The organism is Mesorhizobium sp. M1A.F.Ca.IN.020.04.1.1 (assembly GCF_003997315.1).
Taxonomy (GTDB): Bacteria; Pseudomonadota; Alphaproteobacteria; order Rhizobiales; family Rhizobiaceae; genus Mesorhizobium.
Genome location: NZ_RZSN01000038.1, coordinates 1 through 23442, shown reverse-complemented (window position 1 = coordinate 23442; position 23442 = coordinate 1). Strand labels below are relative to the sequence as shown.

General features: G+C 61.2%; 23 protein-coding genes. 1 reads left to right on the top strand and 22 read right to left on the bottom strand.

The features are described 5' to 3' along the window. Window positions 1-24 precede the first annotated feature (24 nt). The 9 genes from ccoS to EOA49_RS10830 all read right to left on the bottom strand — a co-directional run bounded on the left by ccoS (window position 25) and on the right by EOA49_RS10830 (window position 9302). Complete coding sequence (ccoS, locus tag EOA49_RS10870) at window positions 25-180, bottom strand: cbb3-type cytochrome oxidase assembly protein CcoS (RefSeq protein ID WP_084831491.1); 156 nt, start codon at window positions 178-180, stop codon at window positions 25-27. Next, a complete protein-coding gene (locus EOA49_RS10865; protein ID WP_095520368.1) occupies window positions 177-2465 on the bottom strand; it encodes a cation-translocating P-type ATPase in 2289 nt (762 codons plus the stop codon). Before EOA49_RS10865 ends, ccoS begins: the two co-directional genes overlap by 4 nt. Further along, window positions 2462-2959, bottom strand: a complete 498-nt coding sequence (locus EOA49_RS10860) for a FixH family protein (RefSeq protein ID WP_091595779.1) — start codon at window positions 2957-2959, stop codon at window positions 2462-2464. The genes EOA49_RS10865 and EOA49_RS10860 overlap by 4 nt, the downstream gene beginning before the upstream one ends. Beyond that, window positions 2956-4515 carry a cytochrome c oxidase accessory protein CcoG gene (gene ccoG, locus EOA49_RS10855; protein ID WP_029354962.1) on the bottom strand — a complete coding sequence of 520 codons (1560 nt, stop codon included), beginning with the start codon at window positions 4513-4515 and terminating at the stop codon, window positions 2956-2958. Before ccoG ends, EOA49_RS10860 begins: the two co-directional genes overlap by 4 nt. A gap of 166 nt (window positions 4516-4681) precedes the next feature. After that, a complete protein-coding gene (ccoP, locus tag EOA49_RS10850) occupies window positions 4682-5545 on the bottom strand; it encodes a cytochrome-c oxidase, cbb3-type subunit III (protein WP_029354960.1) in 864 nt (287 codons plus the stop codon). 2 nt (window positions 5546-5547) lie between these two features. Then, entirely contained in the window at window positions 5548-5697 is a 150-nt protein-coding gene (locus EOA49_RS10845) for a cbb3-type cytochrome c oxidase subunit 3 (RefSeq protein ID WP_024502864.1), read from the bottom strand. 11 nt (window positions 5698-5708) lie between these two features. Continuing rightward, the gene (gene ccoO, locus EOA49_RS10840) at window positions 5709-6440 is read right to left on the bottom strand and encodes a cytochrome-c oxidase, cbb3-type subunit II (protein ID WP_091595781.1); all 732 of its coding nucleotides are present in this window, start codon (window positions 6438-6440) and stop codon (window positions 5709-5711) included. After that, window positions 6440-8059, bottom strand: a complete 1620-nt coding sequence (gene ccoN / locus EOA49_RS10835; RefSeq protein WP_127243149.1) for a cytochrome-c oxidase, cbb3-type subunit I — start codon at window positions 8057-8059, stop codon at window positions 6440-6442. The genes ccoO and ccoN overlap by 1 nt, the downstream gene beginning before the upstream one ends. Before the next feature lie 499 nt (window positions 8060-8558). Then, window positions 8559-9302, bottom strand: coding sequence for a Crp/Fnr family transcriptional regulator (locus EOA49_RS10830; protein WP_091595785.1), 744 nt, complete (start codon window positions 9300-9302; stop codon window positions 8559-8561). Between the two features lie 151 nt (window positions 9303-9453). Between EOA49_RS10830 and hemN the strand changes: the two genes are divergently transcribed. Beyond that, complete coding sequence (hemN, locus tag EOA49_RS10825; protein ID WP_091595897.1) at window positions 9454-10803, top strand: oxygen-independent coproporphyrinogen III oxidase; 1350 nt, start codon at window positions 9454-9456, stop codon at window positions 10801-10803. Window positions 10804-11039: 236 nt separating this feature from the next. Here hemN and EOA49_RS10820 read toward each other — a convergent pair whose 3' ends face one another. The 13 genes from EOA49_RS10820 to EOA49_RS33045 all read right to left on the bottom strand — a co-directional run. Beyond that, window positions 11040-11282: a DUF2274 domain-containing protein gene (locus tag EOA49_RS10820; protein ID WP_029354949.1), complete on the bottom strand. Its 243-nt coding sequence runs from the start codon at window positions 11280-11282 to the stop codon at window positions 11040-11042. A gap of 12 nt (window positions 11283-11294) precedes the next feature. Further along, complete coding sequence (locus EOA49_RS10815; protein ID WP_091595787.1) at window positions 11295-12509, bottom strand: TrbI/VirB10 family protein; 1215 nt, start codon at window positions 12507-12509, stop codon at window positions 11295-11297. Between the two features lie 11 nt (window positions 12510-12520). After that, window positions 12521-13534 carry a P-type conjugative transfer protein TrbG gene (gene trbG / locus EOA49_RS10810; protein ID WP_164746653.1) on the bottom strand — a complete coding sequence of 338 codons (1014 nt, stop codon included), beginning with the start codon at window positions 13532-13534 and terminating at the stop codon, window positions 12521-12523. A 1-nt stretch (window position 13535) separates the two neighbouring features. Continuing rightward, a complete protein-coding gene (trbF, locus tag EOA49_RS10805) occupies window positions 13536-14267 on the bottom strand; it encodes a conjugal transfer protein TrbF (RefSeq protein WP_095520370.1) in 732 nt (243 codons plus the stop codon). Then, window positions 14268-15590 (bottom strand): P-type conjugative transfer protein TrbL, encoded by a 1323-nt coding sequence (gene trbL / locus EOA49_RS10800; protein ID WP_091595791.1) that lies wholly within the window; start codon window positions 15588-15590, stop codon window positions 14268-14270. Window positions 15591-15623: 33 nt separating this feature from the next. Continuing rightward, complete coding sequence (gene trbJ / locus EOA49_RS10795; protein ID WP_095520371.1) at window positions 15624-16349, bottom strand: P-type conjugative transfer protein TrbJ; 726 nt, start codon at window positions 16347-16349, stop codon at window positions 15624-15626. Next, on the bottom strand, window positions 16346-18796 hold the full coding sequence (gene trbE / locus EOA49_RS10790; protein WP_127239642.1) for a conjugal transfer protein TrbE: 2451 nt from the start codon (window positions 18794-18796) through the stop codon (window positions 16346-16348). Before trbE ends, trbJ begins: the two co-directional genes overlap by 4 nt. Further along, window positions 18790-19062: a VirB3 family type IV secretion system protein gene (locus EOA49_RS10785; RefSeq protein ID WP_024502852.1), complete on the bottom strand. Its 273-nt coding sequence runs from the start codon at window positions 19060-19062 to the stop codon at window positions 18790-18792. Before EOA49_RS10785 ends, trbE begins: the two co-directional genes overlap by 7 nt. Beyond that, window positions 19062-19370: a TrbC/VirB2 family protein gene (locus tag EOA49_RS10780; RefSeq protein WP_024502851.1), complete on the bottom strand. Its 309-nt coding sequence runs from the start codon at window positions 19368-19370 to the stop codon at window positions 19062-19064. Before EOA49_RS10780 ends, EOA49_RS10785 begins: the two co-directional genes overlap by 1 nt. A gap of 12 nt (window positions 19371-19382) precedes the next feature. Beyond that, window positions 19383-20351 carry a P-type conjugative transfer ATPase TrbB gene (gene trbB / locus EOA49_RS10775; protein ID WP_095520373.1) on the bottom strand — a complete coding sequence of 323 codons (969 nt, stop codon included), beginning with the start codon at window positions 20349-20351 and terminating at the stop codon, window positions 19383-19385. Then, window positions 20348-20761 (bottom strand): CopG family transcriptional regulator, encoded by a 414-nt coding sequence (locus EOA49_RS10770; protein WP_095488561.1) that lies wholly within the window; start codon window positions 20759-20761, stop codon window positions 20348-20350. Before EOA49_RS10770 ends, trbB begins: the two co-directional genes overlap by 4 nt. Window positions 20762-20877: 116 nt before the next feature. Further along, window positions 20878-22902 carry a conjugal transfer protein TraG gene (locus EOA49_RS10765; protein WP_095520376.1) on the bottom strand — a complete coding sequence of 675 codons (2025 nt, stop codon included), beginning with the start codon at window positions 22900-22902 and terminating at the stop codon, window positions 20878-20880. Window positions 22903-23120: 218 nt separating this feature from the next. Further along, window positions 23121-23442 (bottom strand): hypothetical protein (locus tag EOA49_RS33045; protein WP_206520166.1); only part of this gene is annotated, 322 nt, incomplete at its 5' end.

Below are 23442 nucleotides of genomic sequence, written 5' to 3'. Positions count from 1 at the left end.
CATCTTATGCACAGCGGATTGAAATCAGCGTCCCGGTTTGTCGTCCCGATCAATTAGTATCCGCTCGGCGGCTCCGTCGAGATCTTCGTATTGACCGCTTCGCAATGCCCAGACGAAGCCGGACAGGCCCAGTGCACCCAGAAAAAGGGCCACTGGTATGAGATAGAGCAAGGTCGTCACGAGGATTGTGCCGAATAGCCGACTGCGGAGCGTCTGACTTTTTGAATAACTTGCACCGTCGCATTCGCCATGAAGCCGTGCAAGCGCAATGCGTTTCCAATAACAAGCAGCGATGAGGCAGACATGGCAATCGCCGCTATCAAAGGCGTGACGTGCCCGAGGATGGCGATTGGTACTGCCACCGCATTGTAGACGATTGCGATTGCGATGTTCTGCCGGATCAGGTTTCCTGCCTTGCGCGAGACGCCCAGGGCGAGCGGCACCGCCAGGAGGCTTTCGCGCAGGAAGACGAAGTCTGCCGCGTTGCGGCCAATGTCGACGGCGGTGGCCGGTGCGATCGAGACATGCGCCGCGCTCAGGGCCGGCGTATCGTTGAGGCCGTCGCCAACCATCAGAACCTTGTGCCCAACTTTCGCGAGGGTTTCGATGCGTTCGAGCTTGCCCGATGGCAGCAGGCACGGAACGAAGTCGTCGATATCCAGCAGCTTTGCCACTTCGGCGCAGGCTGCGGCGGTATCGCCCGACAGCATTTGCATCGACACCCCGGCATCGTTCAATCGCTTGATCGCCGCCGCCGCGTCGGCGCGCAGCGCATTCTCGAAATCGAAGGTCGCGACAATGAACCCGTCTTTTGTCAGGGCCGTTCCACCATAGCCATGTTTGCCTTCACCTCCGGTCCGGGCCTTCCATCCAGCCCATCCGCGTCGACCCAGCCGCCAAGTGCTTCCGGCGACAGTGGCTTCGATCCCGAACCCCGGATGCTCTGTGACGGCATCGAATTTGTGTTGCCCGCCAGGAGCGGCAAAGCCGGTCATGGCCTTTGAAAACGGGTGACGCGAATGCGCGGCCATGTCGGCGGCGATTGCCAGCATGCCCGGATCAATCGAGTCCGCATTGACCAGCCGGGGCTGGCCGAGCGTGAGCGTGCCGGTCTTGTCGAACACGGCAGTATCGATCGCCGCGAGGCGCTCCATGGCCGAACCGTCCTTGACCATGATACCGCTCTCGAAAAGCCGCCGCGCCGCGACCACTTGGACGATCGGCACGGCGAGGCCGAGCGCGCAGGGGCATGTGATGATGAGAACAGCGATGGCGATCGTCATCGCCCGGTGCCAGTCGCCGGTCGCCGCCATCCAGCCCAGGAATGTCACGAAGGCGGTGAGATGAACCAGGGGCGCGTAGAGTGCCGACACGCGATCAGCGATGCGGCGATAGTGCGCGCGACCGCCCTCGGCGGATTCCATCAGCCGAACCATCTCCGCCAGGAACGAATCCTTTGCGGCGGCTGTCGCCTGGATCGTCAGCGGGCCGGTAAGATTGAGCACGCCGGCCTGTACTGCTTCGCCCGGCGCCACGTTTTTCGGCGTGCTTTCGCCTGAGGCCAGCGAGCAGTCGAGATCCGACGTTCCCTGGATGATCTTGCCGTCGACGGGGATCCTCTCACCGGCCGCGATCAACAACCGCATGCCTGGTTCGATCTCGCCGACCGGCAGATAGTCGCGCGCGCCGTCGCCGCGCATCACCATGGCGCCACGCGCGGCCATCTGAGACAGGCCCTTCACGGCAGTCCGGGCACGCTCCCGCATCACATGATCCAGCGTGCGCCCGATCAAAAGGAAGAACAGCAGCGATACCGACGCGTCGAAATAGGCGTGGTCGCCATGATTGATCGTCTCATAGAGGCTCATGGCATAGGCGAGCGAAACACCGACCGCGATGGGCACGTCCATATTCATGCGACCATGGCGCAAAGCATTCCAGGCCGAACGGAAGAAGATTCCGCCGGCGAAGGCGAGGGCAGGAATGGCGATCAGCGCCGAGACCCAGTGAAACAGGTCGCGGGTAGCACCTTCGGCGCCGGACCAGACAGAGACCGAAAGCAGCATGATGTTCCCCGCCGCAAAGCCGGCAACAGCGACAGCGCGGATCAGTTCGGCAAGCGTCTTGTCCTTGTCATCGACCTCGGGTGTGAACAGATGCGCCTTGTAGCCCAGCCTGCCAAGCGCGGCGACGAAGGGTGGCACCTCGTCTCCTCGCCACCGGACCGCGACCCGCTTCGTCGACAGGTTGACGCGCGCGCTTTCGACGTGATCGAGCTTTCCAAGTGCCGCCTCGATCGTCTGGATACAGGCGGCGCAATGAACCGTCGGCACTGAAAGATCGGTCTGCCGAAGATCATCGCCAAGCGATCGGCTCGCCAACCTGATCTCCTGGCTGGATGGCAGGACCGACGTGGCGCCGTTCAGATCCAGCGCCATTTCAGCGCCCGGTGCACAACAGCTCATTGCAGCGCTCCATGAGAAATCATAATCCTGCGGACGTCGCGATAGGGTCGTGTCAGGCCGGCATCGGTGTCGACTTCGACGATCCAGACGCCGTCCTTCGGCATATGCTGGGCGGCGAACTCCTGGCCGGAGGCGAGGGCGAGCGTGACGGACTTGTCCTCTTTCTCGTAGGCGGGATGACGAAACAGCACCTTGACGCCGTGCAGAGGAACCGGCTTGCCTGCAGCGTCGGAGAGGCTGTAGCGGACTTCGCCCCATGCGATGGTCAGCTTGCCGGTCCAACCGAGCGCTGCTTGAGCGCGGCCGGCCTCGGCCTCCTTGTTGAATTGCTGGCTGGCCACATAGGTGTTCTCGACGACGAGGCCGGTCCAACTCGTATTGGCGAGCGTGGCCATGGTCAGGTTGACCGCGATGACCACCCCGAAGAAGGTGAGAATGATGGCCAGCATGTGCCTGCCGGTGAATTCGCGAGGCTTTTGGGCATTGGCGGTCATTTGGCGGCCTCTGGCGCGTTGAATGTGGCGGCGTACTCGTTCGACTCGAAGCTCGCCTTATCCTCGACACGGAACTTGAAGGTCTGTGCCGGGGCGTGGATCTGGTCCGCCGGTTGGCGAACGAAGACCTTCAACGTTTTCAGGCGGTCGGGTTCGACCGGGATGGCGAAAGACCGGCCGGCCGGGATGTCGTCGCCGACGACGACCATGTCGGCACCCTCCAGACCCTGCATGGTGACGACGATTGTCCTTGGCTCAGGGATCATGTTGAGCAGCTTGACGCTATAGCCATTGCGGATGGAGCCATCGGATAGTGTGACGAATTGCGGATTGCGGTCATGCAGCACGTTCAGTTCGAGCCGATCGCGCGTCAGCAGCGAATAGAGCAGGCCCAGCCCGATCAGCGACCACAAGCCCATGTAGACGTAGGTGCGCGGCCGGAAGATCTTGCGAATGTGAAAATGCGCCACCTGATCGGAGAAGGTGCCGACAGCAGTCCTGACCAGCGACGGATTGATTGAACTGGAGCCGCCTGCGGTCGCCAGCATCATGTTGGCGTTGTAGTCGGAGAGCGTCGCGTAGGAGATCAGCCCGCGCTCCTTGCCGAGCTTGTCCATGACGCCGTCGCAGGCGTCGATACACAGCGCGCAGGTAATGCATTCGAGCTGCTGGCCGTCGCGAATGTCGATTCCCATTGGGCAGACCGCGACGCAGGCATTGCAGTCGACGCAGTCGCCGACGGACTGCCCCGAGGCTTGCACCTTCTTGGCGTGGCGCGATCGCGGCTCGCCGCGCCAGTCATTGTAGGTGACGGTGAGCGAATTCTCATCGAGCATGGCTGCCTGGATGCGCGGCCATGGGCACATATAGGTGCAGACCTGTTCGCGCATCAGGCCGCCGAAGGTGTAGGTCGTCGCCGTCAGCACGGCGATGGTGATGTAGGCGACAGGTGCGGCGGTACCGGTGAAAAGCTCGCCCACAAGTGTTGGTGCATCAGCGAAATAGAAAATCCAGGCGCCACCGGTCGCCGCCCCTATGACAAGCCAGATGGCGTGTTTCGAGACCCGCAGCATCAGCTTGCGGGCGGTCCAGGGGCCGGCATCGAGTTTCATGCGGGCGTTGCGGTCCCCCTCAATCGCACGCTCGACGACAAGGAACAGATCGACCCACACGGTCTGCGGACATGCATAGCCGCACCAGGCACGGCCGACAGCAGAGGTAATCAGGAAAAGTCCAACACCGGCCATGACCAGGAGGCCGGCCACATAGAAGAATTCCTGCGGCCAGATCTCGATGAAGAAAAAGTAGAAGCGCCGATTGGTGAGATCGAGCAGCACGGCCTGGTCCGGGGCAAATGGGCCACGATCCCAATGCAGCCACGCAGTCAGGTAATAGATGCCAAGTGTGATCGTCATCACCAGCCATTTGAAGCGGCGAAAGTTGCCCGAGGCGCGCTTCGGAAAGATCTTTTGACGCGCGGCATAAAGGGGCTTGCGGGTTTTGGCGGCATTGACAGTTTCTGTTTCGAGCCGTGTCAACTGCGTCTTGTCACGCACGTGCAACTCCACTTTCCCAGCCAATGTCAGGGGCACCTGTCGAAAAGCCTCGCGGTAGGACAGCCTTGCCGGGTTGTGCAGATCGCATTAGGAATGGTGTCGAGGCCCGGCTCGCGCCGGGCCTCGTCCGCTTGGCAGGGGTGACCGAAGAATAGGGCTTCCATTCCTATTCTCCGCCGCCAAGCGAATGGACATAAACTGCAAGTTCCTTGACCTTGATCTCGCCGAGACGGCCAACCCAGGCCGGCATGACGCCCTGCTTTGGCGCACGAACCTGGGCGGCGATGGCCGTCTCGCCGGACCCGTAAAGCCAGATCGCGTCAGTCAGGTCGGGGGCGCCGAATTCCCTGTTGCCTTTTGCATTGTCGCCGTGACAAGCGACGCAGTTCTCGGCAAAGACCTTGGCGCCGGGTTGGATCAGACTTGCATCGCGGACCTTGCCGGAAAGGCTGGCCACGTAGGCGCTGACTTGTGCGATCTGGTCGGCGGTGATGATGTCGCCGAAGGCCGGCATTTCTGACAGTCGCGTGTCCGGATCGGAAGCAAAGCGGAGGCCGTGCGTGATCGTCTGCTTGATCTGGTCGGGGCTGCCGCCCCAGAGCCAGTCATCGTCATTCAGGTTGGGAAAGCCCTTCGACCCCTGAGCGCCGGAGCCGTGGCATTGCGTACAGTTGACCTTGAACGCGGCAGCCCCGGCAGCGACCGCGAATTCGCGCAAGGCATCGTCGGTCAAGATCTCCGAGACGCTCTTTGCCTGGATGGCTGCAACATACTTGCCCTTGGCGGCCTCGGCCGCGGCAAGGTCGTTCTTGACGTCCTTACGGCTTGAATAGCCGAGCATGCCCTTGGTTGCCGAGGTCAGCATCGGCCATGCCGGGTATGCGGTCGTATAGACGAGCGCCCACGCTATGGTGACGTAGAAGGTAATCACCCACCATCGCGGCAGAGGATTGTTGAGCTCCCTGATGCCGTCCCATTCATGGCCGGTGGTTGAGACGCCGGAGACCTCATCGATGTGCTCGTCGCTCATGATCACTCGTCCTCGAGCGGAATGCGGGCAGCTTCGTCGGCCAGCCTTCGGCTGCCGGGGCGTAGGGCAAAGGCGATGCACCCGACGAAGAACAGCGCCATCGCAACCAGGCCCCAGCTGTCGGCAAACGCCCGCATCAAATTGTAGGTCATCAGCGTTCTCCTCAGCGGTAGCCGGCGGCTTCGTCGTAATTTTTGAAGTCGACCAGTGTGCCAAGCATCTGCAGGTAGGCGAGCAGGGCATCCATTTCGGTGACCTGTTGCGGGTTGCCGTCGAAGTCGCCGATCTTGACTTTGGGGTAACGCGCCTCAAGGCCTGATGTGTCGGCATTGGGATCGGCCTGCGCCGCCAGATCCGCATTGGCGTGCGCGATCATGTCATCGGTGTAAGGGACGGCTACACGCCTGTTGGCGACCAGATGCGTCGAGAAATCCTTCACGTCGATCGGCGTGTCTTTCAGGAACCCATAGCTCGGCATGATCGATTCCGGCACCACCGAGCGCGGGTCGGTAAGATGCGCGACATGCCATGCATTCGAGTAGCGGTCGCCAACTCTGGCGAGATCCGGCCCGGTGCGCTTCGATCCCCACTGGAAGGGGTGATCGTACATGGACTCGGCAGCCAGGCTGTAGTGGCCATAGCGCTCAACTTCGTCGCGGAACGGCCTGATCATCTGGCTATGGCAGAGAAAGCAGCCCTCGCGCATATAGATGTTGCGCCCGACAAGTTCGAGCGGCGAATAGGGGCGCATGCCTTCCACCTTCTCGATCGTATTGTCGAGATAGAAGAGAGGCGCTATCTCGACGATACCGCCGACCGTCACCACGAGCAGCGAGCCAACGAGAAGAAGCGTGGCGTTCTTCTCGATGATTGCGTGTTTGTCCATCAAGCCCATTACCTGGCTCCTGATCGCGCAGGTCGGATGGCGACGGGGCTCGGCATCGGCTCCTCCTCGCGCTGGTGGCCGAGGATGGTCATGGTGATGTTCCAGGCCATGATAAGGGCGCCGGAGAGGTACATGGCCCCACCGATGGCGCGCATGACGTAGTATGGGTGCATGGCAGCGACGGTTTCGGCGAAGGAATAGACCAGGAAGCCCTGCTGGTCGTATTCACGCCACATCAGGCCCTGCATGATGCCTGACACCCACATGACCGAGGCGTAGACGACGATCCCGAGTGTCGCCAGCCAGAAGTGCCAAGTGACGAGCCGCAGCGAGTAGAGCCGGTGACGGTTCCAGAGCTTCGGCACCATGTAGTAGATTGCGCCGAACGAGATCATGCCAACCCAGCCGAGCGCGCCCGAATGGACGTGGCCGATGGTCCAGTCGGTATAATGCGACAGCGAATTGACCGCCCTGATCGCCATGATCGGGCCTTCGAAGGTCGACATGCCATAGAAGGCGACGGCCATCACCATCATGCGGATGATCGGATCGGTGCGCAGCTTGTCCCAGGCGCCGGACAGCGTCATCAGGCCGTTGATCATGCCGCCCCAGGACGGCATCCACAGCATGATCGAGAACGCCATGCCGAGCGTCTGCGCCCAATCTGGCAAGGCGGTGTAGTGCAGGTGATGCGGGCCAGCCCAGATGTAGAGAAAGATGATCGCCCAGAAATGGACGATCGACAGCCGGTACGAATAGACTGGCCGGTTCGCCTGCTTGGGCACGAAATAATACATCATGCCAAGGAAGCCGGCGGTGAGAAAGAAGCCGACCGCGTTGTGGCCGTACCACCATTGGGTCAGCGCGTCCTGGACCCCGGAAAAGGCGGAGTAGCTCTTGGAGCCCAGGAACGAGACTGGCATCGACAGGTTGTTGACCACATGCAGCATCGCGATGGTCACGATGAACGACAGGTAGAACCAGTTGGCGACGTAGATATGCGGTTCCTTGCGCTTCAGGATCGTGCCAAGGAACAGAATGAGGTAGGCGACCCAGACGATGGTCAGCCAGACATCCACATACCATTCGGGTTCGGCGTACTCGCGGCCCTCGGTGATGCCGAGCAGATAGCCGGTCGCGGCCATGACGATGAACAGCTGGTAGCCCCAGAAGACGAACCAGGCGAGATCACCGCCGAAGAGGCGGGCGCGGCAGGGGCGCTGCACGACATACAGAGACGTGCAAAGCAGCGCGTTGCCACCGAAGGCGAAGACGACACCGGATGTATGCAGCGGCCGCAAACGGCCGAAATTGAACCAGGGCTGGATGTTGAGATCGGGATAGGCGAGCTGAAGCGCGATCACCACGCCGACCAGCATCCCGACGACACCCCAGAACACGGTGGCGATCGCGCCGTAGCGGATCGGACCATCCATGTAAGCGGATGGGTCAATCGGAGCTGCTGGCTTGAACTCCGTGTTGCGCAACAGGATCGCAGTGGAACCAGCCACTGCGAAGAACAACACCCACATATGTCGGCGGAAAGGTTCATCCACGCCGAAGCCGGCGGCCACCAGGGCCGCAAAAGCGAACACGCTTAGAAGGACGATCTCTGTGCCGAATTTCATTGCAGATCCCGATCTCGAATCTGGTGGATGCCAAATCCGCAGCGCACTAATTGCGCAGCCGCCGCCCCCTCGCCCTGATCTATGTCAGGCCGCACGATTTTGTGTCGGCGGCGCAATCAGCAGGTGGCGAATGAACGAGGAACGCAGCGCGGGCTCACCCCCTCATGGAAGGCGTTCCCTGGGTTGGGCGGGCGCAGACGCGATCGATTGAGGCGAAAGCTGAGGCTCTGCGACGCGTTGGATGCTATTGCCGATGCCCTGCCAAACGTTGTTCGGATCCCATTGGAAACGAACGCGATCGTTCGGCCGAGCCGTGGCAGCTTAAGGACCGTGCTTCGCCGGTATGTGCCGAAACACACCTGGCGATTGGTCGTCGTCCCTATCAAAGCCCGAAAGCTGTCTGTCTCGACCGTGACGCCGCTTCTTCGAAGGCGCGGCGACATCGCATTAGAAGGCAAGCACGGCCCGCCCCGGAGCCATGCGACATGGGCCTCGCCGCTTAGGGCCGCTCGCGTCCGCCGCCACAGCGCTTCTCCAGACGGCTTATGCTGTCCACCGTCACATGGCGTGCGTTCTCAATCCGAATCACCCCGTCAGCCCGCAATCGCGTCAGTTGGCGGCTCACGGTTTCGTTGGTAATTCCAAGGAAATCAGAGATTTCGGCACGCGTCAGCGGCAGATCGAAGGACGCTGACCTGGAAGCCGCGTCGAGACTGGAATCGATATTCCGGGCCATCATGAGGAGAAAACTCGCCACCTTTTCCGGAGCTGTCTTGCGCCCCAGCGTCACCATCCACTCGCGCGCCTCATCGAGTTCATTCAGCGTCTGTTTGAGCAGGCGATGCTCGAATTCCCGTGACGCCTTCATCATCCGTTCGACGGCCGCTCGCGGAAACGAGCACAGCGTGACTGCTGTTGCCGCTTCCGCATTGATCGAGCTTTCCACCTTGAAAGGACGTCCCAGAAAATTCGGTGCAAACTGGAGACCGACGATCTGCTGGCGCCCATCCGACAGGCTCTTTGATAGCTTTACCACGCCTGAAAGCACGTTCGAGTAGCTGTCGACGTTCTGTGCCTCGCCGGTCAACTCCATTCCTGACTCGATCCGGCGACGCGAGCAAGTCTTGGCGAGCCCAACCAAATTGTCTGGATCGAGCGCACCGCAGACACCGCGACGCCGTGCCTCGCAAGGGAGGCAAAGAACAGGAATGCCGGAAGTATGAATGTCTTGCCGAAAGGTCATGCGTTCGCTTTACCCGATCCTAACTGCCGGCAGGATACCCATCCAGGGTAGAGAAGTCCTGCGGCGGTTTGTCCATGCGCGCGGCTGATCGAGATCAGGGTCTGCTTCAGCGATGCGTGCAGTGTTCGGCGGGCAACACGGTGAACGCGAGATGCAATCGGAAATAGCTGTCAAACTCAGCGAGAACGTCCCACGCTACACAAGCTATCCGACGGCGCCGCATTTCCATTCCGGGGTCGATGCTGCCATTTACCGTGGCTGGTTGGAGGCGCTGGAAAGTGGCGACGAAATCTCGCTGTATTTGCACATTCCTTACTGCGACAAGCTCTGCTGGTTCTGCGCCTGTCACACCAAGCAGACGCACCAATATGAGCCGGTGGCCGCTTATCTGCGCTCGCTGAATGCCGAAATCGTCACGATTGCCGGTCTGGTGAGCGGCAAGGCACATGTCCGTGCAATCCACTTCGGTGGCGGTTCGCCAACGATGCTGAGGCCCGATGACATGGTTGCTCTTGGAGCGGCCTTGCGGGACAGCTTCGACCTTCTCCCGGATGCTACGGTCAGCATCGAAATCGGAACCAACGACATGGACAAGGCGCGCCTTGATGCGCTTGCTCAAATCGGCGTAACGCGGGCGAGCCTCGGCGTGCAGGATTTCGATCCGCAAGTGCAAAAAGCAATTAATCGTGAGCAAAGTTTTTTGCAGACCAAGGCAGTCGTCGACGGGGTTCGTTCGCGGGGCGTTGAATCGGTCAATCTGGACCTGCTCTACGGGCTCCCGAATCAGACACGCGAGACGATCTGTTCCACGGTGGCGCAGGCACTGACCTTGGAACCAGACCGGATGGCTCTGTTCGGCTACGCACATGTGCCCTGGTTCAAGAAGCATCAGACGATGATCGACGAGGCATGGCTGCCGAGTCCCACCGAGCGTTTCGCCCAATCTCAGCTCGCGGCGCGGGCAATTGTCGCCAAGGGATATGAGGCAATAGGACTCGATCATTTCGCGAAGCCCGACGATGCGCTGGCCATAGCGGCCCGCGCAGGGGTTTTGCATCGCAATTTTCAGGGCTACACCGAGGATCGCTGCCCGACACTGATCGGACTTGGCCCTTCGTCCATCGGTCGTTTTCGCCAAGGCTACGTGCAGAACATGGCTTCGACTGCCGGGTACGGGCGCATGGTTGCGGATGGCGGGTTGGCTGCCGTCCGGGGCGTTGCCCTTTCCGACGACGATCGCGTCCGTGGCTGGATAATCGAGCGGCTGATGTGTGATTTTGCCTTCTCGGCAGTCGATCTGGTGGAGCGGTTCGGCAAAGCCGGCGAGAAGCTCCTTCATCGCTCGAGGTCCATCGCCCTCCACGATCCTGCCCGAGCGCTTGAATTCGATGGCGACAGTTTCGTCGTACGGGCTGAAAGTCGCCCCTTCGTTCGAACCATCGCGGCCAAGTTCGATACATATTTCAAAGGGGGAACGGCGAGGCACTCGGTGGCGGTCTGAGCAAAGCACAGTGCGCTCGCCGTTTGGTCGATCGCGAACCAGCTGCGTTTCATTTTGACCGCTCATAGGCGACTACCGCATCCAATCGAAAATGCAAACTTAGGCTGTTGCGCGGTATTTCCTTCCACATCCTCTCTTACGCATACCTGCATTCCAAGGTGTTTGATCCTATGCTTCGCGAGGAGCAGGTAGGCCGCGACAGCTAGGCAATGTTCCAGCTGCCTCTAGCGGAGGAGTCACGATTTTTCGGCAAGCTCCGTCGGCAGACCTTCTTTTCGGGCCTTGGCAAAGGCTCGGTCGCCTTCCAGAAACGCCGCCAGCATGAAAGGGATGAGTTCTGCCACGGTTTCAGACTGACGATAGGTCTGACGGTAAAGTGCAGCATACTCCTTGAGTGTTTGGCCCAGCTCCGCGCTGACGGTAATGGTGATCTTCGAAGCTGTTCGGTCTGGAAGCTTTCCAAGTTTCAGGTCAGCCATGGTAACTCCTGCTCAACTCGCGTATGGCCGCAGCACGATGTCCTTGTGCACGATGACGCGCAGTGGCCAACCTGGGCGGACGATGATGGTGGGCTGGATATTGAGGTTTTTTTCGGTGATGCGCTGGCCGGCTCGACTGGCGTTCTGCTGGGCTGATTCCCGGATCGCCTTGACCAGATCGCTCTCGTTTTCGCCGAGGCTGAATTCCGTGCCGACACCGAGCAATGTGGCAAGCGCCACCCCCTTGATCAGCTGCCAGGTGTGGAAATCGACTTTGTCTTCCAGCCCTGCGTAGCCAGCGGTGTCGCTCGCGGGCAGATTGTCGATTTCGACCGACGAGCCGTCGGGCAGCAGAATGCGCTGCCAGACCAGCAGCGCTCGCTTTTGCCCGAACGCGACGACGCTGTCGTAGACGCCGATAAGACGTGAGCCCTGCGGAATCAGCAATATGTTGCCCGTGACCGTGTCGTGCACATTCTCGGTGACTTGCGCGACGACAAGGCCCGGCAAATCGGAATTGATGCCGGTGATCAGGCTGGCGGCAATCACGCTGCCAGCCATCAGTTGATACGGCGAGATCGGCGTCTGCAGCGCATGCGGATTGTAGATCCCGCCAGTGCTCCGCTGGCTGAGGAAATCAAGCTTTCGCTGCTGATTGTTCTGGTCGCCTTCCGCCGGCGCCACCGAGGCAGACGCGCGTGCTGCTTCGGATTGGGGAAGTGCCTCAAATGGATGCTGAGCAGTTTGCACGCTCTCACCGACATCTGTCTGTTGAGCTCGATTTTCGACGCGGAAAAGCACCTGCGATTCACGCGCTTCGATCGCCTGCTGCGCTAGACGCTGCTCCTCGGCCGAGATGTCTTGACCCGGCACGATGCCGAGCTGGCGCTGCCGCTCGAGGATGGGGCGACCGAGGTCGCCCGGCAAAGGTGGCCCAAGGACGGGAGGCTTCGGCTTCATGCCGGAATAGTCATGGGGAAGCGTATCGAGTCCCTCGACGGTTGGTTTGCGCTCAGTGCTGTAGGGATCTTCCGCCTGATCCCTGATGCGAAGGGCCGGCCCCTGGAGCGCCATCATGGCAACGCCGAACACAGCGCCGGATCCGAGCGCTGCGATCGCGATGATCACACCGCGCCTGAACCGCACCACGCGGCGGGGAGAGGCCCGAAGCTGCAGTTCCTCGGGATCCAGTTTCGGCGGGATGCCAGAGCGGGAATTTTCGATCATGAGCCCTCACCTCACCGGCTGGAACGCGAAAAGAGCGAGATCCGCCGTAGCGGTTGCCTGTCGTCAATCCTGCTGATGCGGATCACCTGCTGCTGCTTGGTGCCGAGGCGAAGTTCGGCCGCGGCGAAGAGCCGATCGACGATGTAATAGTTGCCGCGCACGCGATAGTTGACGAGCTCGCTGCTCCCATCTGCGCCGACGATGAAGAGTGGTGGCGCCTCGCCCTGATCTATGCGACGAGGGAACTCAATATAGACCTTGCTGCCGTCGTCGAAGGCTCGCGTCGGTCTCCAGGGCGGTGTGTCGCCACTGATCGAGTAGCGAAAGCGAAGGTTTTCGAGCGCGATATTCGACGCGACCGGTGTAACTGCCTCGGCTTGAGCATTGCGCTGGCGAAGCGCGATGATCTGGTCTTGGCTGTAGGTCCAGGAGATTGCCGCCATTGCTGTCTTCTCGGTGCTTTGAAGCTGCAAATGATAGGTCCGCCGGTCCGTCGTAATGACGACATTGGTGGCAAGACCCGGCGCGAAGGGTTTCACCAGAACATGGGTGCGCTGATTGTCACCGGTGCCGCTTGCGGTATCGCCTATGACCCAGCGCACGGTGTCGCCAGCCGACACGGCGGTTAGTTTCTCGCCCGGCTGCAGAGCGATGTCGGTCACGCGCTCCGGCGCGGCATAGAGCTGATAAAGCGCGCCATCGGTGAAGGGGTAGACTTGCACGGCATTAACATACCCGTACTTGGTGGGTTGCTGGGTCGCGGCTTTGTTGGCATCAGCGACGCGTTCTTCAGGGGGGCGCTTGTCCTCGGCCTTGCCGGACTCGGGCTGCAATTGGCCAGGCAGCGGCAGTGGTTTTGGCACCTCGACAATTCTAATCGGCCTCTCCGGCGCCTTCTCGATCGCGGCCGGTTTGAAGTCAGCAGCGTCATAGGAAATCTCAGGCGGCGGCACCTTCTTCGATGCACAAGCGGAAACGACCGCTGCCGACACCGATAGGATCAGCACGGCACGAATCGGTGACATTTTATCTTTCATTGGTGGACTCCGTCGGAGAAAGGGGGGGTGGGACGGCGCTGTCGAGCTCGCGTGACCAGTCAATGGCGTTGATGAAGACGCCGAGCGGATTCTTGCGCAGCTGATCCGTATTGCTTGGCGAGCGGATCACGATCGTGAGGATCGCAGTCCAGCGCATCGTGCTGGCAAGGCTTCCGCGCTCAAACACCTGCTCGGTCCATTTGACCTGGAATGAACTTTCGGAGGCCCTGACCACGCTGGTGACCTGTACCGAGACACTGCGCGTTCCGATCTGACCGAAGGGGTCGTTCGCCTTGGCGTATTCGTTGAGGAAGAGCGCTGCGCGATCGCTAGCAAAGTCGTAAGCTGCGAACCAGTTCTGCCGTACCAAAACCGGATCGGTGGAAACGGAACGGACATTCTGGATGAAGCGGCCGAGATGCCAGGCGATCTGAGCATCCGAGGGCTCATAATTCCGGATTGCCGGCGCGACGGCGCGCGTCTCGCCGAAGCCATCGACCTCGACGACGTAAGGCACGACACGGCTTTGCATCGACTGCCATACGAGTCCGCCGGAAAGTCCGGTCGCCAAGGCCAGGCACCCAAGGGCCATGAGCCGCCAGTTCCTGGCCTGCAGTCGAGATGAGCCGATGCGCTCGTCCCACAGCTGGGCGGCTTTTTGATACGGCGTGACCGGTTCGGGTGTTTTGCCGTAACGGTGCACGGGTCGCTTGAAGAGCATCTAGTCATCCTTGTCGTTGAGAGAGGGGTTGGCGCTGCCTCCCGGCCGGTCTCCGTCTCGGACAGCTTGCATGGCAGCGTGGCGATGTGCACGGGCGGTCTGTTCAGAACGTAGGCGCCTTGCCCACGTCGGCGCCGAAACAGTGGCCGAACCGGCAGAGCGCTCGGTCATTGACGCGGTCGGCGTGCCGCCGGTCGCGGTCCACGCGGCATCGCGCCCGGCATCGGCGTTGCGCCCAACACTTGCAGTGGCGGATCGCGCTACGCGTATAGCGGCGCCGCCAGCGGCACTGGTTACACCATGCATTCCAGCAGCCACACCGGAGAGGCCAACGTCGGGCGAGGTTGCGCGCCCGATCTGCCAGGACGTGGAAGCAGCCGATCCCATTGTTGTGCCGGCGCGGATGGCGGCGAGACCGCCGCTGGTTGCCATACGCGCGCCAGAAAATGCCGTGCCTCCAGCAACGAGTGATACACCCGCTGCCGCCGCGGTCGTGCCGAGGGCGGCGCCCGCGCCAAGCTGCGGTGCGCCTGAGACAAGACCCGACGCGATCCCCGGCCCAAAAATGCCAAGGCCAAGCAGTGCCAGTGCGCCCAGTACCTGGGACATGGCAGCGGCCAGATCCGGCTCCTTGCCTTGCAATGCGGAAGCGAACTCCCCGAAGAGCGTGGAGCCGATGCCGACAATGACGGCGAGCACCATCACCTTGATGCCTGACGAGATAACATGGCCGAGCACGCGTTCGGCCAGGAACGCTGAACGGTTCCAAAGTGCGAATGGAACCAAAACAAAACCTGCCAGCGTGGTGAGCTTGAACTCAAGGATGGTGATGAAAAGCTGGATGGAAAGGATGAAGAAGGCGATGATGACCAGGAACCAGGCCATCAGCAGCACGAAGATGGTCAGTGCGTTGCCGAAGATTTCCGGGAAGCCCAGGAGCTGACTGGCTTGGTCAAGCATTGGCCAAGCACCTTCGAAACCGGTCGCGGCAATGCGGCCCGGGCGCAGGAGATTGTCTGCCGACAGATTGCCGGCCGACGCATTAATCCCGAGACCGGCAAAAGAACGATAAATGATATCGGCGAGGTTCTTGAAATTGTTCAGGATGAAGGCGAAGACGCCAACATAGAGCACCTTGCGGACAAGCCGGCCGAGAACGCTGGTCTCCTCGCCGAGCGCCCACGCCAGGCCGGCAAGTGTGATGTCAATGCCGATCAGAATGGTAGTGAGGAAGGCGACGTCGCCCGAGAGCAGACCGAACCCGCTGTCGATGTAGCGGATGAAGGTCTCCATGAAGCGATCGATGACGCCAAGGTCGTTCATGCCGCTGCCTTCCTCGTCGTGATGAACTCGTGATTAATTGCCGGGATAAGCCGAGCCGGTACCCAAGAATCGCTTCGTCATCTCGCGGGCGGCTTCCTCTGACTGGGCCTTGCGGGCGGCATCCTCGGCCTCAGCTCGAAACTGCGTTGCGAGCAGCGTCTGGATCTGCATCTGCTGCTTTGTCGAAAGCGCCATCAGCTGGTTGGTGGCCTGGCTTGCCTGAAGCGCACCGGCCGCCCCTTGGCTGCGGTTGACGAGATCGGCGAGCAGATCGCCGTCGGCGCGGACGTTCTCGACGATTTGCGACTGGACCCCCATGGTCTGGCGGAACGCCTGCATGGCGCTTTGCCAACGCTCGCGCGCAGCACTCGCCACATCGCTGACCTTGATCGTGGCGTCGTAGCTTTCCGGATATTGGCTGCGCCACTGGTCTTGAAGCTTGCCCAGATCAAAGCTGAGGCCACTCGCCTGGTCCATCAAGCCGTCGATGCGATGGAGCGAACCGGTGAGTTGGCCAACGGAAGAGAAATCCAGACGGTGAAGATTGCGCGCCATGTTCTGCAGCATGGTCGCCTGATTCTGCAGCGACTGGATCTGGTTGTTGATCTGCTCCAGGGCGCGCGCGGCCGTCAGCACGTTCTGCGCATAATTGGACGGATCGAACACGATAAGGGCGTAGGCGGGCTGCACATAGTCGGCCATAGGCTTGGCGATCAGGGAAACGGTGATCAGGCCGGAGAGAAGGCGTCGCCGCATCATGCTAATTGCTCCTTGTCTGGTTGAGGGAATTGCTTGAGAAGTTCGCCGGCCCAATCGAGGCCGCGCGCGATCAGGAACTGCGAGGCAAAGCTGCCTTGCCCGTCTTCGGACAGGATCCTGTCGATCAGAGTCTGCGTGGCCGGATCGGAAGCACCGCAAAGCGCAAGAGCGATGGGGCCAAGCCCGAGCTCGAACAGACGGTTGCCGCGGCGCGATTGCAGATAATACTGACGCTTCGGCGTGGCGCGGGCGATCAATTCGATCTGCCGCTCGCTTAAACCGAAGCGTTCGTAGGCTGTGCGCGCCTGGGGTTCCACGGCACGATCATTGGGAAGGAAAATGCGCTGCGGGCAGCTTTCGATGATTGCCGGCGCTATGGCAGAGCCCGCGATATCAGCCAGCGACTGCGTAGCGAAGACAACCGACACGTTCTTCTTTCGCAGCACCTTCAGCCATTCGCGGATGCGGGCGGCGAACAGCGGATTGTCGAGATAGACCCACGCCTCGTCGAGCATGATCAGCGTGGGCCGTCCGTCGAACCGTTCCTCAAGTCGCTGGAACAGATAGGTAAGCACCGGCAGCAAAGCGCCTTGGCTGTGCATCAGCTCCTCGGTCTCGAAACACTGCACATCCGACAAGGCCAGCCCATCATGATCGGCATCGAGCAGGCGGCCGAAGGGACCGTCGAGCGTGTAGGGCATCAATGCGGACTTCAGCGCATTGGATTGAAGCAGGACCGAAAGGCCGGTCAGTGTGCGTTCCTGCGCCGGCGCGGTGGCAAGGCTGGCCAGCGCTGACCAGATAGCCTCCTTCACCTCCGGCGTGAGGGTGACGTTCTCGTAGGCAATAAGGCTGGCGATCCATTCGGCCGCCCAGCTTCGGCTAGCCTGGTCGTTGATGCTGCGCAGTGGCTGAAAGGCAAGGGAACTGTCCGCTCCTAGCGCGTGGTGTTCTCCACCCATGGCAAGTGTTGCAGCACGGGCCGAATTGCCTTTGTCGAAGACATAAACCTGGGCGCCGGCATAGCGCCTGAACTGCAGAGCAATCAGAGCAAGCAGAACCGACTTGCCGGCGCCGGTCGGACCAACAGCCAGCATGTGGCCGACATCTTCGACGTGGGTGGAAAGCCGAAACGGTGTCGACCCGCTGGTCTCGGCAACGAGAAGCGGTGGCGCTTCGGTTTGGGTGACTTTCGCGAGATACTCGTTTGTCGCAGGACCGGCCCAAACCGACGACAGCGGCATGAGATGGGCAAGGTTCAAAGTATGAACGAGCGGTTGGCGAACGTTAGCGTAGACATGGCCAGGCAATGAGCCGAGCCAAGCCTCGACCGCATTGACGCCTTCTCGGATCGTGGTGAAACCGATCCCATTGATGATGCGCTCGACCGCGCGAAGCTTCTCTGCAGCGGCTTGGCGATCCTCGCCCCACACCGTCACGGTCGTGGTGAGATAGCCGAAGCTCACATGATCGCCGCCCAATGCCTGAAGGGCTTCGTCGGCATCGAGCGCCTTGTTGTCGGCATCGCTGTCGACAAGCGGGACCGGCTCGTTGGTAATGACCTCGCGTAGGATTGCCACGATCGATTTGCGCTTGGCAAACCACTGCCGGCGCAACCGCGTCAGCGTCTTCGTGGCTTCCGTTTTCTCGAGCGGAATGAAGCGCGTCATCCAGCGATAGGCGAAATCCTGATGATTGAGGGCATCGAGAATCCCGGGCCGGGTGAGGTTCGGAAAGCCGAGGATGGTCAGTGTGCGAAGATGCTGCTCACCCAGCATCGGCTCCAGGCCACCGGCAAGCGGCGCATCGACCAGGATGGCATCCAGATATATCGGCGTTTCCGGGACGATGATAGGATGGCGTCGAGGCGAAATCGTGCCGTGGAGATAGGTCAACGTCTGAGCATCATCGAGGACGCGTACTTCGGGCATGAAACCCGAGAAGAGATCGAGCACGCGGTTGGTCTCGTCACGGAACCTCGCCAGATCCTGGCGCCAGTCTCTTTCTCCTTGGGAATAATGAGAGTCGACGAGCGCGCTTTCCGCGCGCGCCTGGGCGTCGGGCGGTGGCATAAACACTAAGGTCACATGATAGCGGCTCTCGTAGTGCGCTACCTTCCCCTCGAAAGCAGCGCGGCGTTCTTCGTCGACCAGCCACGACGCGGCGTCAGGAAAATGCGAGTTCGGATAGCCCAGCGCTTCTATGCGCTCGGCCTCAAAGAACAATGCCCAGCCAGAGCCAAGGCGTCTGAGAGCATTGTTCGCCCGGCCGCAAATGCCGACGAGTTCAGCCTCCGTCGCACTTTCGAGATCCGGGCCGCGGAACCGCAACGTCCGCTGAAAGCTGCCGTCCTTGTTGAGCATGATGCCGGGCGCCACCAAGGCAGCCCAGGGTAGATGGTCGGCAAGCCGGTCGGCTTTGCTTCGATATTCCGAAAGGTTCAGCATGCAAGCCACCCCTTCAGACGAAGGTGGCGCACAAGCACGCTGGCGAAGTCCGGATCGCGTCTTGCGGCAAAGACCGCTAACGAGTGGCCCGCGATCCAAAGCACCAGACCAGCAATCCATTGCTGCAAGCCGAAGCCAATGGCCGCGGCCACTGTACCGTTGAGGATCGCCACCGCGCGCGGAGCCCCGCCGAGCAGGATCGGCTCGGTCAGCGCCCGGTGGACCGGTACTGCGAAGCCCTCGATATGCTGCTCCCCGGCGGCCATCAGACGAGCGCCCCACCACCGAAGGAGAAGAAGGAGAGGAAGAAGCTCGATGCCGCGAAGGCGATCGACAGACCGAAGACGATCTGAATCAGGCGCCGAAAACCACCGGCGGTGTCGCCGAAGGCAAGCGTCAGGCCGGTGGTGATAATGATGATCACCGCAACGATCTTGGCGACCGGTCCCTGCACCGACTCCAGGATCTGCTGCAGCGGCTGCTCCCACGGCATGCCGGAGCCGGCCGCATAAACGGGGGCCGTGATAAGAAACGCGAGCGCTGTGGACGAAAGAAAGCGAAGCTTCTTGCGCATGAGGAAGGCCTTTCAAAGCTGCTGGAGTTGCGAAAGCGTGAGCGGGGCAACGGCGTAATCGCCGCTGCCGTCGAGACCGGTGACCTCGGCGATTGCGTCGATGTGGCGCGACGAGCCGCGTCCCGCTATAAAGACGATCAGATCTATCGCCTCAGCGATGAGCCGGCGGGGAACGGTGACCACCGCTTCCTGGGCGAGTTGCTCAATGCGATAGAGAGCCGAGCGCGCGGAATTGGCGTGTACGGTAGCGATGCCGCCTGGGTGCCCGGTGTTCCATGCCTTCAGCATGTCGAGCGCTTCCGCGCCCCTCACCTCGCCCACGATGATGCGGTCCGGCCTGAGCCTCAGCGTCGAGCGCACGAGATCGGCAAGGGTGACCGAGCCCCGCCTCGTTCTCAGGGCAACGCAGTCCCTGGCCGCGCACTGCAGTTCGCGTGTGTCCTCGATCAGGATCACCCGATCGTCGCATTCGGCGACTTCAGCCAGCAGAGTGTTGGCGAGTGTTGTCTTCCCCGAGGAAGTGCCGCCGGCGATCAGCATGTTGCGCCGCTCGCGGACGGCCTTTTTCAGCGCATCGGCCTGCAGCGGCAGCATGATGCGTTCGGCAACATAGTCGGCCAGGGTGTAGACTTTCGCGGCGGGCTTGCGGATGGCAAAACATGGCGCCAACACCACAGGTGGCAGCAGGCCTTCGAAGCGTTCGCCAGACGGCAATTCGGCACTGACGATCGGGTTGTCGGCGTGCGCCTCGGCGCGCACGTGCGAAGCAACCAGGCGGATGATACGTTCTGCCTCGGACGGGTGCATGTGAACGTCGGTATCGACCCGACCTTCGCCTAACCGGTCGAGTCGCAGCGCGCCGTCGGGATTGACCATCACCTCGATGACGGACGGATCGGCCAGGGCTTCGGTGATTGCCGGACCCATGGCGGTGCGTAGCATGACACGCCGCCGGTGGTCGGCCTCGGGATGAGAGCTCATCCTTCCCCTCCCCCACCATTGTCTTTGCTAAGCGACTTTTTGCCGGAAGCGATCTGGCGGCCGACCTTCTCAACGAATTTCTCGAAACGCTCTTGGGCAATAGCCTGCGTTGCCCGATCCGGGACCGGCGTGTGGGCATGAAGGGTGATCGAAAAGCGGATGAAGAGCGCCAGGCTCTCCAGGATCACCTCGGAATCGCGCCTGACGTGGGCAAGATCGCGGGAGAGCCGGTCAAGCCTTACGCCGTAGCGCCGATCGAACTCGCTCTCGCCACGCCGCTCGATGAACGCCTCGATCGCCTTCGCCACGATCGCTGATTTGGTCGTTGACGGATCGCGACTGAGGTTGTCCAGTTTCTCGCTGAGCTCCGGCTCAAGCAGAAACTGATGGCGAATGCGGTGCGGCTTCATGCGGCTCGTTCCGACGGCCCGGCGTTGCGCCGGCGACGGGAGAAGCATCGGCCAGACGCTCAAAATTGCTTATGGCCGTTATCTACGCTGAGGTGCGCTCTGCAACTCAGCGGACTTCAGAAGCCGGGAATGACATCGTCGCCCCTGCCCTCGTTGATACCGTAGGCGCGGGCCGCAGTGGAAATCCGATCCATGACACGCTTGTCCGCGAGCGCTTCGCTGTCATCGTCTGCGGGCTTGTACAGATCGGCCTGATCGGGCTCTTGAGAGACAACAACGTCTTCTTCGGGCAGGCTTGGATGGCGTTGCTGCTGAACGCCTCCCTCGTCTTCAACTGGCGCGTCGGCGCTTTCCTCGTCCGCAGCAAGTCGGCTATCGACGCTGCACACTTGTCCAGTCCAGCCGTCCGGGCGTGATGCAGGGCAGTCCGCATAGGGCCCGTCGTGCAGCACCGGCGCAGGCAGCACCCGATCTGTGAAATTCTGATCCTGATAATAGCGCAGCTTCTTGGCGCGGATCGGCGGCAACCCAGAAACCAGGACCAATTCGTCTGACGGCGGCAATTGCATCACCTCGCCTGGCGTCAGGAGCGGGCGCGCGGTTTCCTGGCGGCTCACCATGACATGTGAAAGCCAGGGCGCAAGCCGATGGCCCGCATAGTTGCGCATCGACCTAAGTTCGGTTGCGGTGCCGAGGGCATCCGAGATGCGCTTGGCCGTGCGTTCGTCATTGGAGGAAAAGGCAATTCGCACGTGGCAATTGTCGAGAATAGCATTGTTCTCGCCATAGGCCTTTGAAACCTGGTTCAAAGATTGTGCGATCAGATAGGAGCGAATGCCATAACCTGCCATGAAGGCGAGCGCCGTTTCGAAGAAGTCGAGGCGACCGAGCGCCGGAAACTCGTCCAGCATCATGAGCAGCTGATGCTTACGGCTCTTCTTCGGGTCCCCCTCCAGACGCTCCGTCAACCGCCTGCCGATCTGGTTCAAGATCAGTCGCACCAAAGGCTTGGTGCGCGAGATATCCGAAGGCGGCACGACCAGATAGAGCGACAGCGGTCGCTCTCCACCCACTAGGTCAGCGATGCGCCAGTCGCAGGACGAAGTGGCCGCCGCGACCGTTGGATCACGATAAAGCCCGAGAAAGGACATGGCGGTCGAGAGGACGCCTGAGCGCTCGTTTTCCGACTTGTTCAGGAGTTCGCGAGCCGCCGAGGCCACTACGGGATGGACCTGAGGGTTATGCCCCGTCCCGAGATGGTTTGTCGTCATCATCCGCCGTAGCGTTGCGGCAAACGAGCGTTGCGGGTCCGACAGGAAGGTGGCGACGCGGGCCAGCGTCTTGTCCTCTTCAGCGTAGAGCACGTGCAAAATGGCGCCAACTAGGAGTGAATGGCTGGTCTTCTCCCAGTGGTTCCGTCGCTCCAGCGCGCCCTCGGGATCGACGAGGATGTCGGCGATGTTTTGAACGTCCCGGATCTCATCTGGGCCTTTGCGCACCTCCAGCAGCGGGTTGTAGCGTGCCGATCTCGGGTCGGTCGGATTGAACAGAAGGCAGTACGAGAATTTCGACCGCCAGCCGGAGGTCAACTGCCAATTTTCGCCTTTTATATCATGAATGATGGCAGACCCGGTCCAGGAAAGTAGCGTTGGAACAACCAGCCCCACGCCCTTGCCCGAACGCGTCGGCGCAAATGCCATGACGTGCTCCGGGCCGTCATGGCGCAGATAGCGATCGTTCAGCCTACCGAGGAAAACGCCCGCCGGCCGTAACAACCCTGCCGTCTCGACCTCATGAGTCGTGGCCCACCGTGAAGACCCATAGGTCGTAACCGACCCGCGCTGTCGCGCGCGCAAAAGCGAGCCAGCGATTGCGGCGGCACAGCCCAGGAATCCGCTGGCGCCTGCAAGCGTACCGGCTTTGTCGAAGACCTCCGGCGCATAAGCATCGAAGTGGAACCACCATTCAAACAGCTTCCACGGCTTGTAGATTGGCCAGCCGGCGAAGAGAAACCATGGTGCGCCGAGAGGCGTCTGGTAGGTCAGCATTTGAGCGCACCATTGGGTTGCCGTCCATACGCCGATAATGACAATTGCGCACACAACGGCGATCTGCCCGATCAGTAGCTTCGTAGGTGTCATCGGCTTGGCCCGCTGAACAACGCGACCTAGCATCGCGCGGCGCAGCCGGGACAGGAATGTTCCTCACATACGATTTGGGAGCAATGAACGACTTCCTACGTATCAGGTCGGTCAGCACGCGTGTTGCGCCTTCACGCGACACCATCCGCCACTCCATCCTTTCCATTCACCCTGAGGCCCGGCGCCGCCGACAGTTGCGTGACCGCTCCTCCGCAAAGTTATCTTCTGCGTTCAGGGAGCCACGGCGCCTGGGCTGGCTGATGAACACCGTCCGCTCGCGCATGTGGGGTCGAATTGATTTGTGCCCAAGTGGAGGCAGGCTCGTCTTCCAACAGTTGCCGCAGTTCCCCTGGCTCGAACGCCATCATCGGTGGGGAAGCGGGTTCATCCTCCAACAGTTGCCGCAGTTCCCCTGGCTCGAACGCCATCATTGGTGGGGAGGCAGGCTCGTCTTCCAACAGTTGCCGCAGTTCCCCTGGCTCGAATGCCATCATCGGTGGGGAGGCGGGTTTATTCTCCCCCAGCTGCCGCGGGTCCTCC

What these genes read in the sequence shown, in the direction of transcription:
- EOA49_RS10865 (WP_095520368.1), bottom strand. Translation starts at nt 2,465, where the DNA reads ATGAGCTGTTGTGCACCGGGCGCTGAAATGGCGCTGGATCTGAACGGC.
- EOA49_RS10860 (WP_091595779.1), bottom strand. Translation starts at nt 2,959, where the DNA reads ATGACCGCCAATGCCCAAAAGCCTCGCGAATTCACCGGCAGGCACATG.
- ccoP (WP_029354960.1), bottom strand. Translation starts at nt 5,545, where the DNA reads ATGAGCGACGAGCACATCGATGAGGTCTCCGGCGTCTCAACCACCGGC.
- EOA49_RS10845 (WP_024502864.1), bottom strand. Translation starts at nt 5,697, where the DNA reads ATGACCTACAATTTGATGCGGGCGTTTGCCGACAGCTGGGGCCTGGTT.
- ccoO (WP_091595781.1), bottom strand. Translation starts at nt 6,440, where the DNA reads ATGGGCTTGATGGACAAACACGCAATCATCGAGAAGAACGCCACGCTT.
- ccoN (WP_127243149.1), bottom strand. Translation starts at nt 8,059, where the DNA reads ATGAAATTCGGCACAGAGATCGTCCTTCTAAGCGTGTTCGCTTTTGCG.
- EOA49_RS10830 (WP_091595785.1), bottom strand. Translation starts at nt 9,302, where the DNA reads ATGACCTTTCGGCAAGACATTCATACTTCCGGCATTCCTGTTCTTTGC.
- hemN (WP_091595897.1), top strand. Translation starts at nt 9,454, where the DNA reads ATGCAATCGGAAATAGCTGTCAAACTCAGCGAGAACGTCCCACGCTAC.
- EOA49_RS10820 (WP_029354949.1), bottom strand. Translation starts at nt 11,282, where the DNA reads ATGGCTGACCTGAAACTTGGAAAGCTTCCAGACCGAACAGCTTCGAAG.
- EOA49_RS10815 (WP_091595787.1), bottom strand. Translation starts at nt 12,509, where the DNA reads ATGATCGAAAATTCCCGCTCTGGCATCCCGCCGAAACTGGATCCCGAG.
- trbG (WP_164746653.1), bottom strand. Translation starts at nt 13,534, where the DNA reads ATGTCACCGATTCGTGCCGTGCTGATCCTATCGGTGTCGGCAGCGGTC.
- trbF (WP_095520370.1), bottom strand. Translation starts at nt 14,267, where the DNA reads ATGCTCTTCAAGCGACCCGTGCACCGTTACGGCAAAACACCCGAACCG.
- trbL (WP_091595791.1), bottom strand. Translation starts at nt 15,590, where the DNA reads ATGAACGACCTTGGCGTCATCGATCGCTTCATGGAGACCTTCATCCGC.
- trbJ (WP_095520371.1), bottom strand. Translation starts at nt 16,349, where the DNA reads ATGATGCGGCGACGCCTTCTCTCCGGCCTGATCACCGTTTCCCTGATC.
- trbE (WP_127239642.1), bottom strand. Translation starts at nt 18,796, where the DNA reads ATGCTGAACCTTTCGGAATATCGAAGCAAAGCCGACCGGCTTGCCGAC.
- EOA49_RS10785 (WP_024502852.1), bottom strand. Translation starts at nt 19,062, where the DNA reads ATGGCCGCCGGGGAGCAGCATATCGAGGGCTTCGCAGTACCGGTCCAC.
- EOA49_RS10780 (WP_024502851.1), bottom strand. Translation starts at nt 19,370, where the DNA reads ATGCGCAAGAAGCTTCGCTTTCTTTCGTCCACAGCGCTCGCGTTTCTT.
- trbB (WP_095520373.1), bottom strand. Translation starts at nt 20,351, where the DNA reads ATGAGCTCTCATCCCGAGGCCGACCACCGGCGGCGTGTCATGCTACGC.
- EOA49_RS10770 (WP_095488561.1), bottom strand. Translation starts at nt 20,761, where the DNA reads ATGAAGCCGCACCGCATTCGCCATCAGTTTCTGCTTGAGCCGGAGCTC.
- EOA49_RS10765 (WP_095520376.1), bottom strand. Translation starts at nt 22,902, where the DNA reads ATGACACCTACGAAGCTACTGATCGGGCAGATCGCCGTTGTGTGCGCA.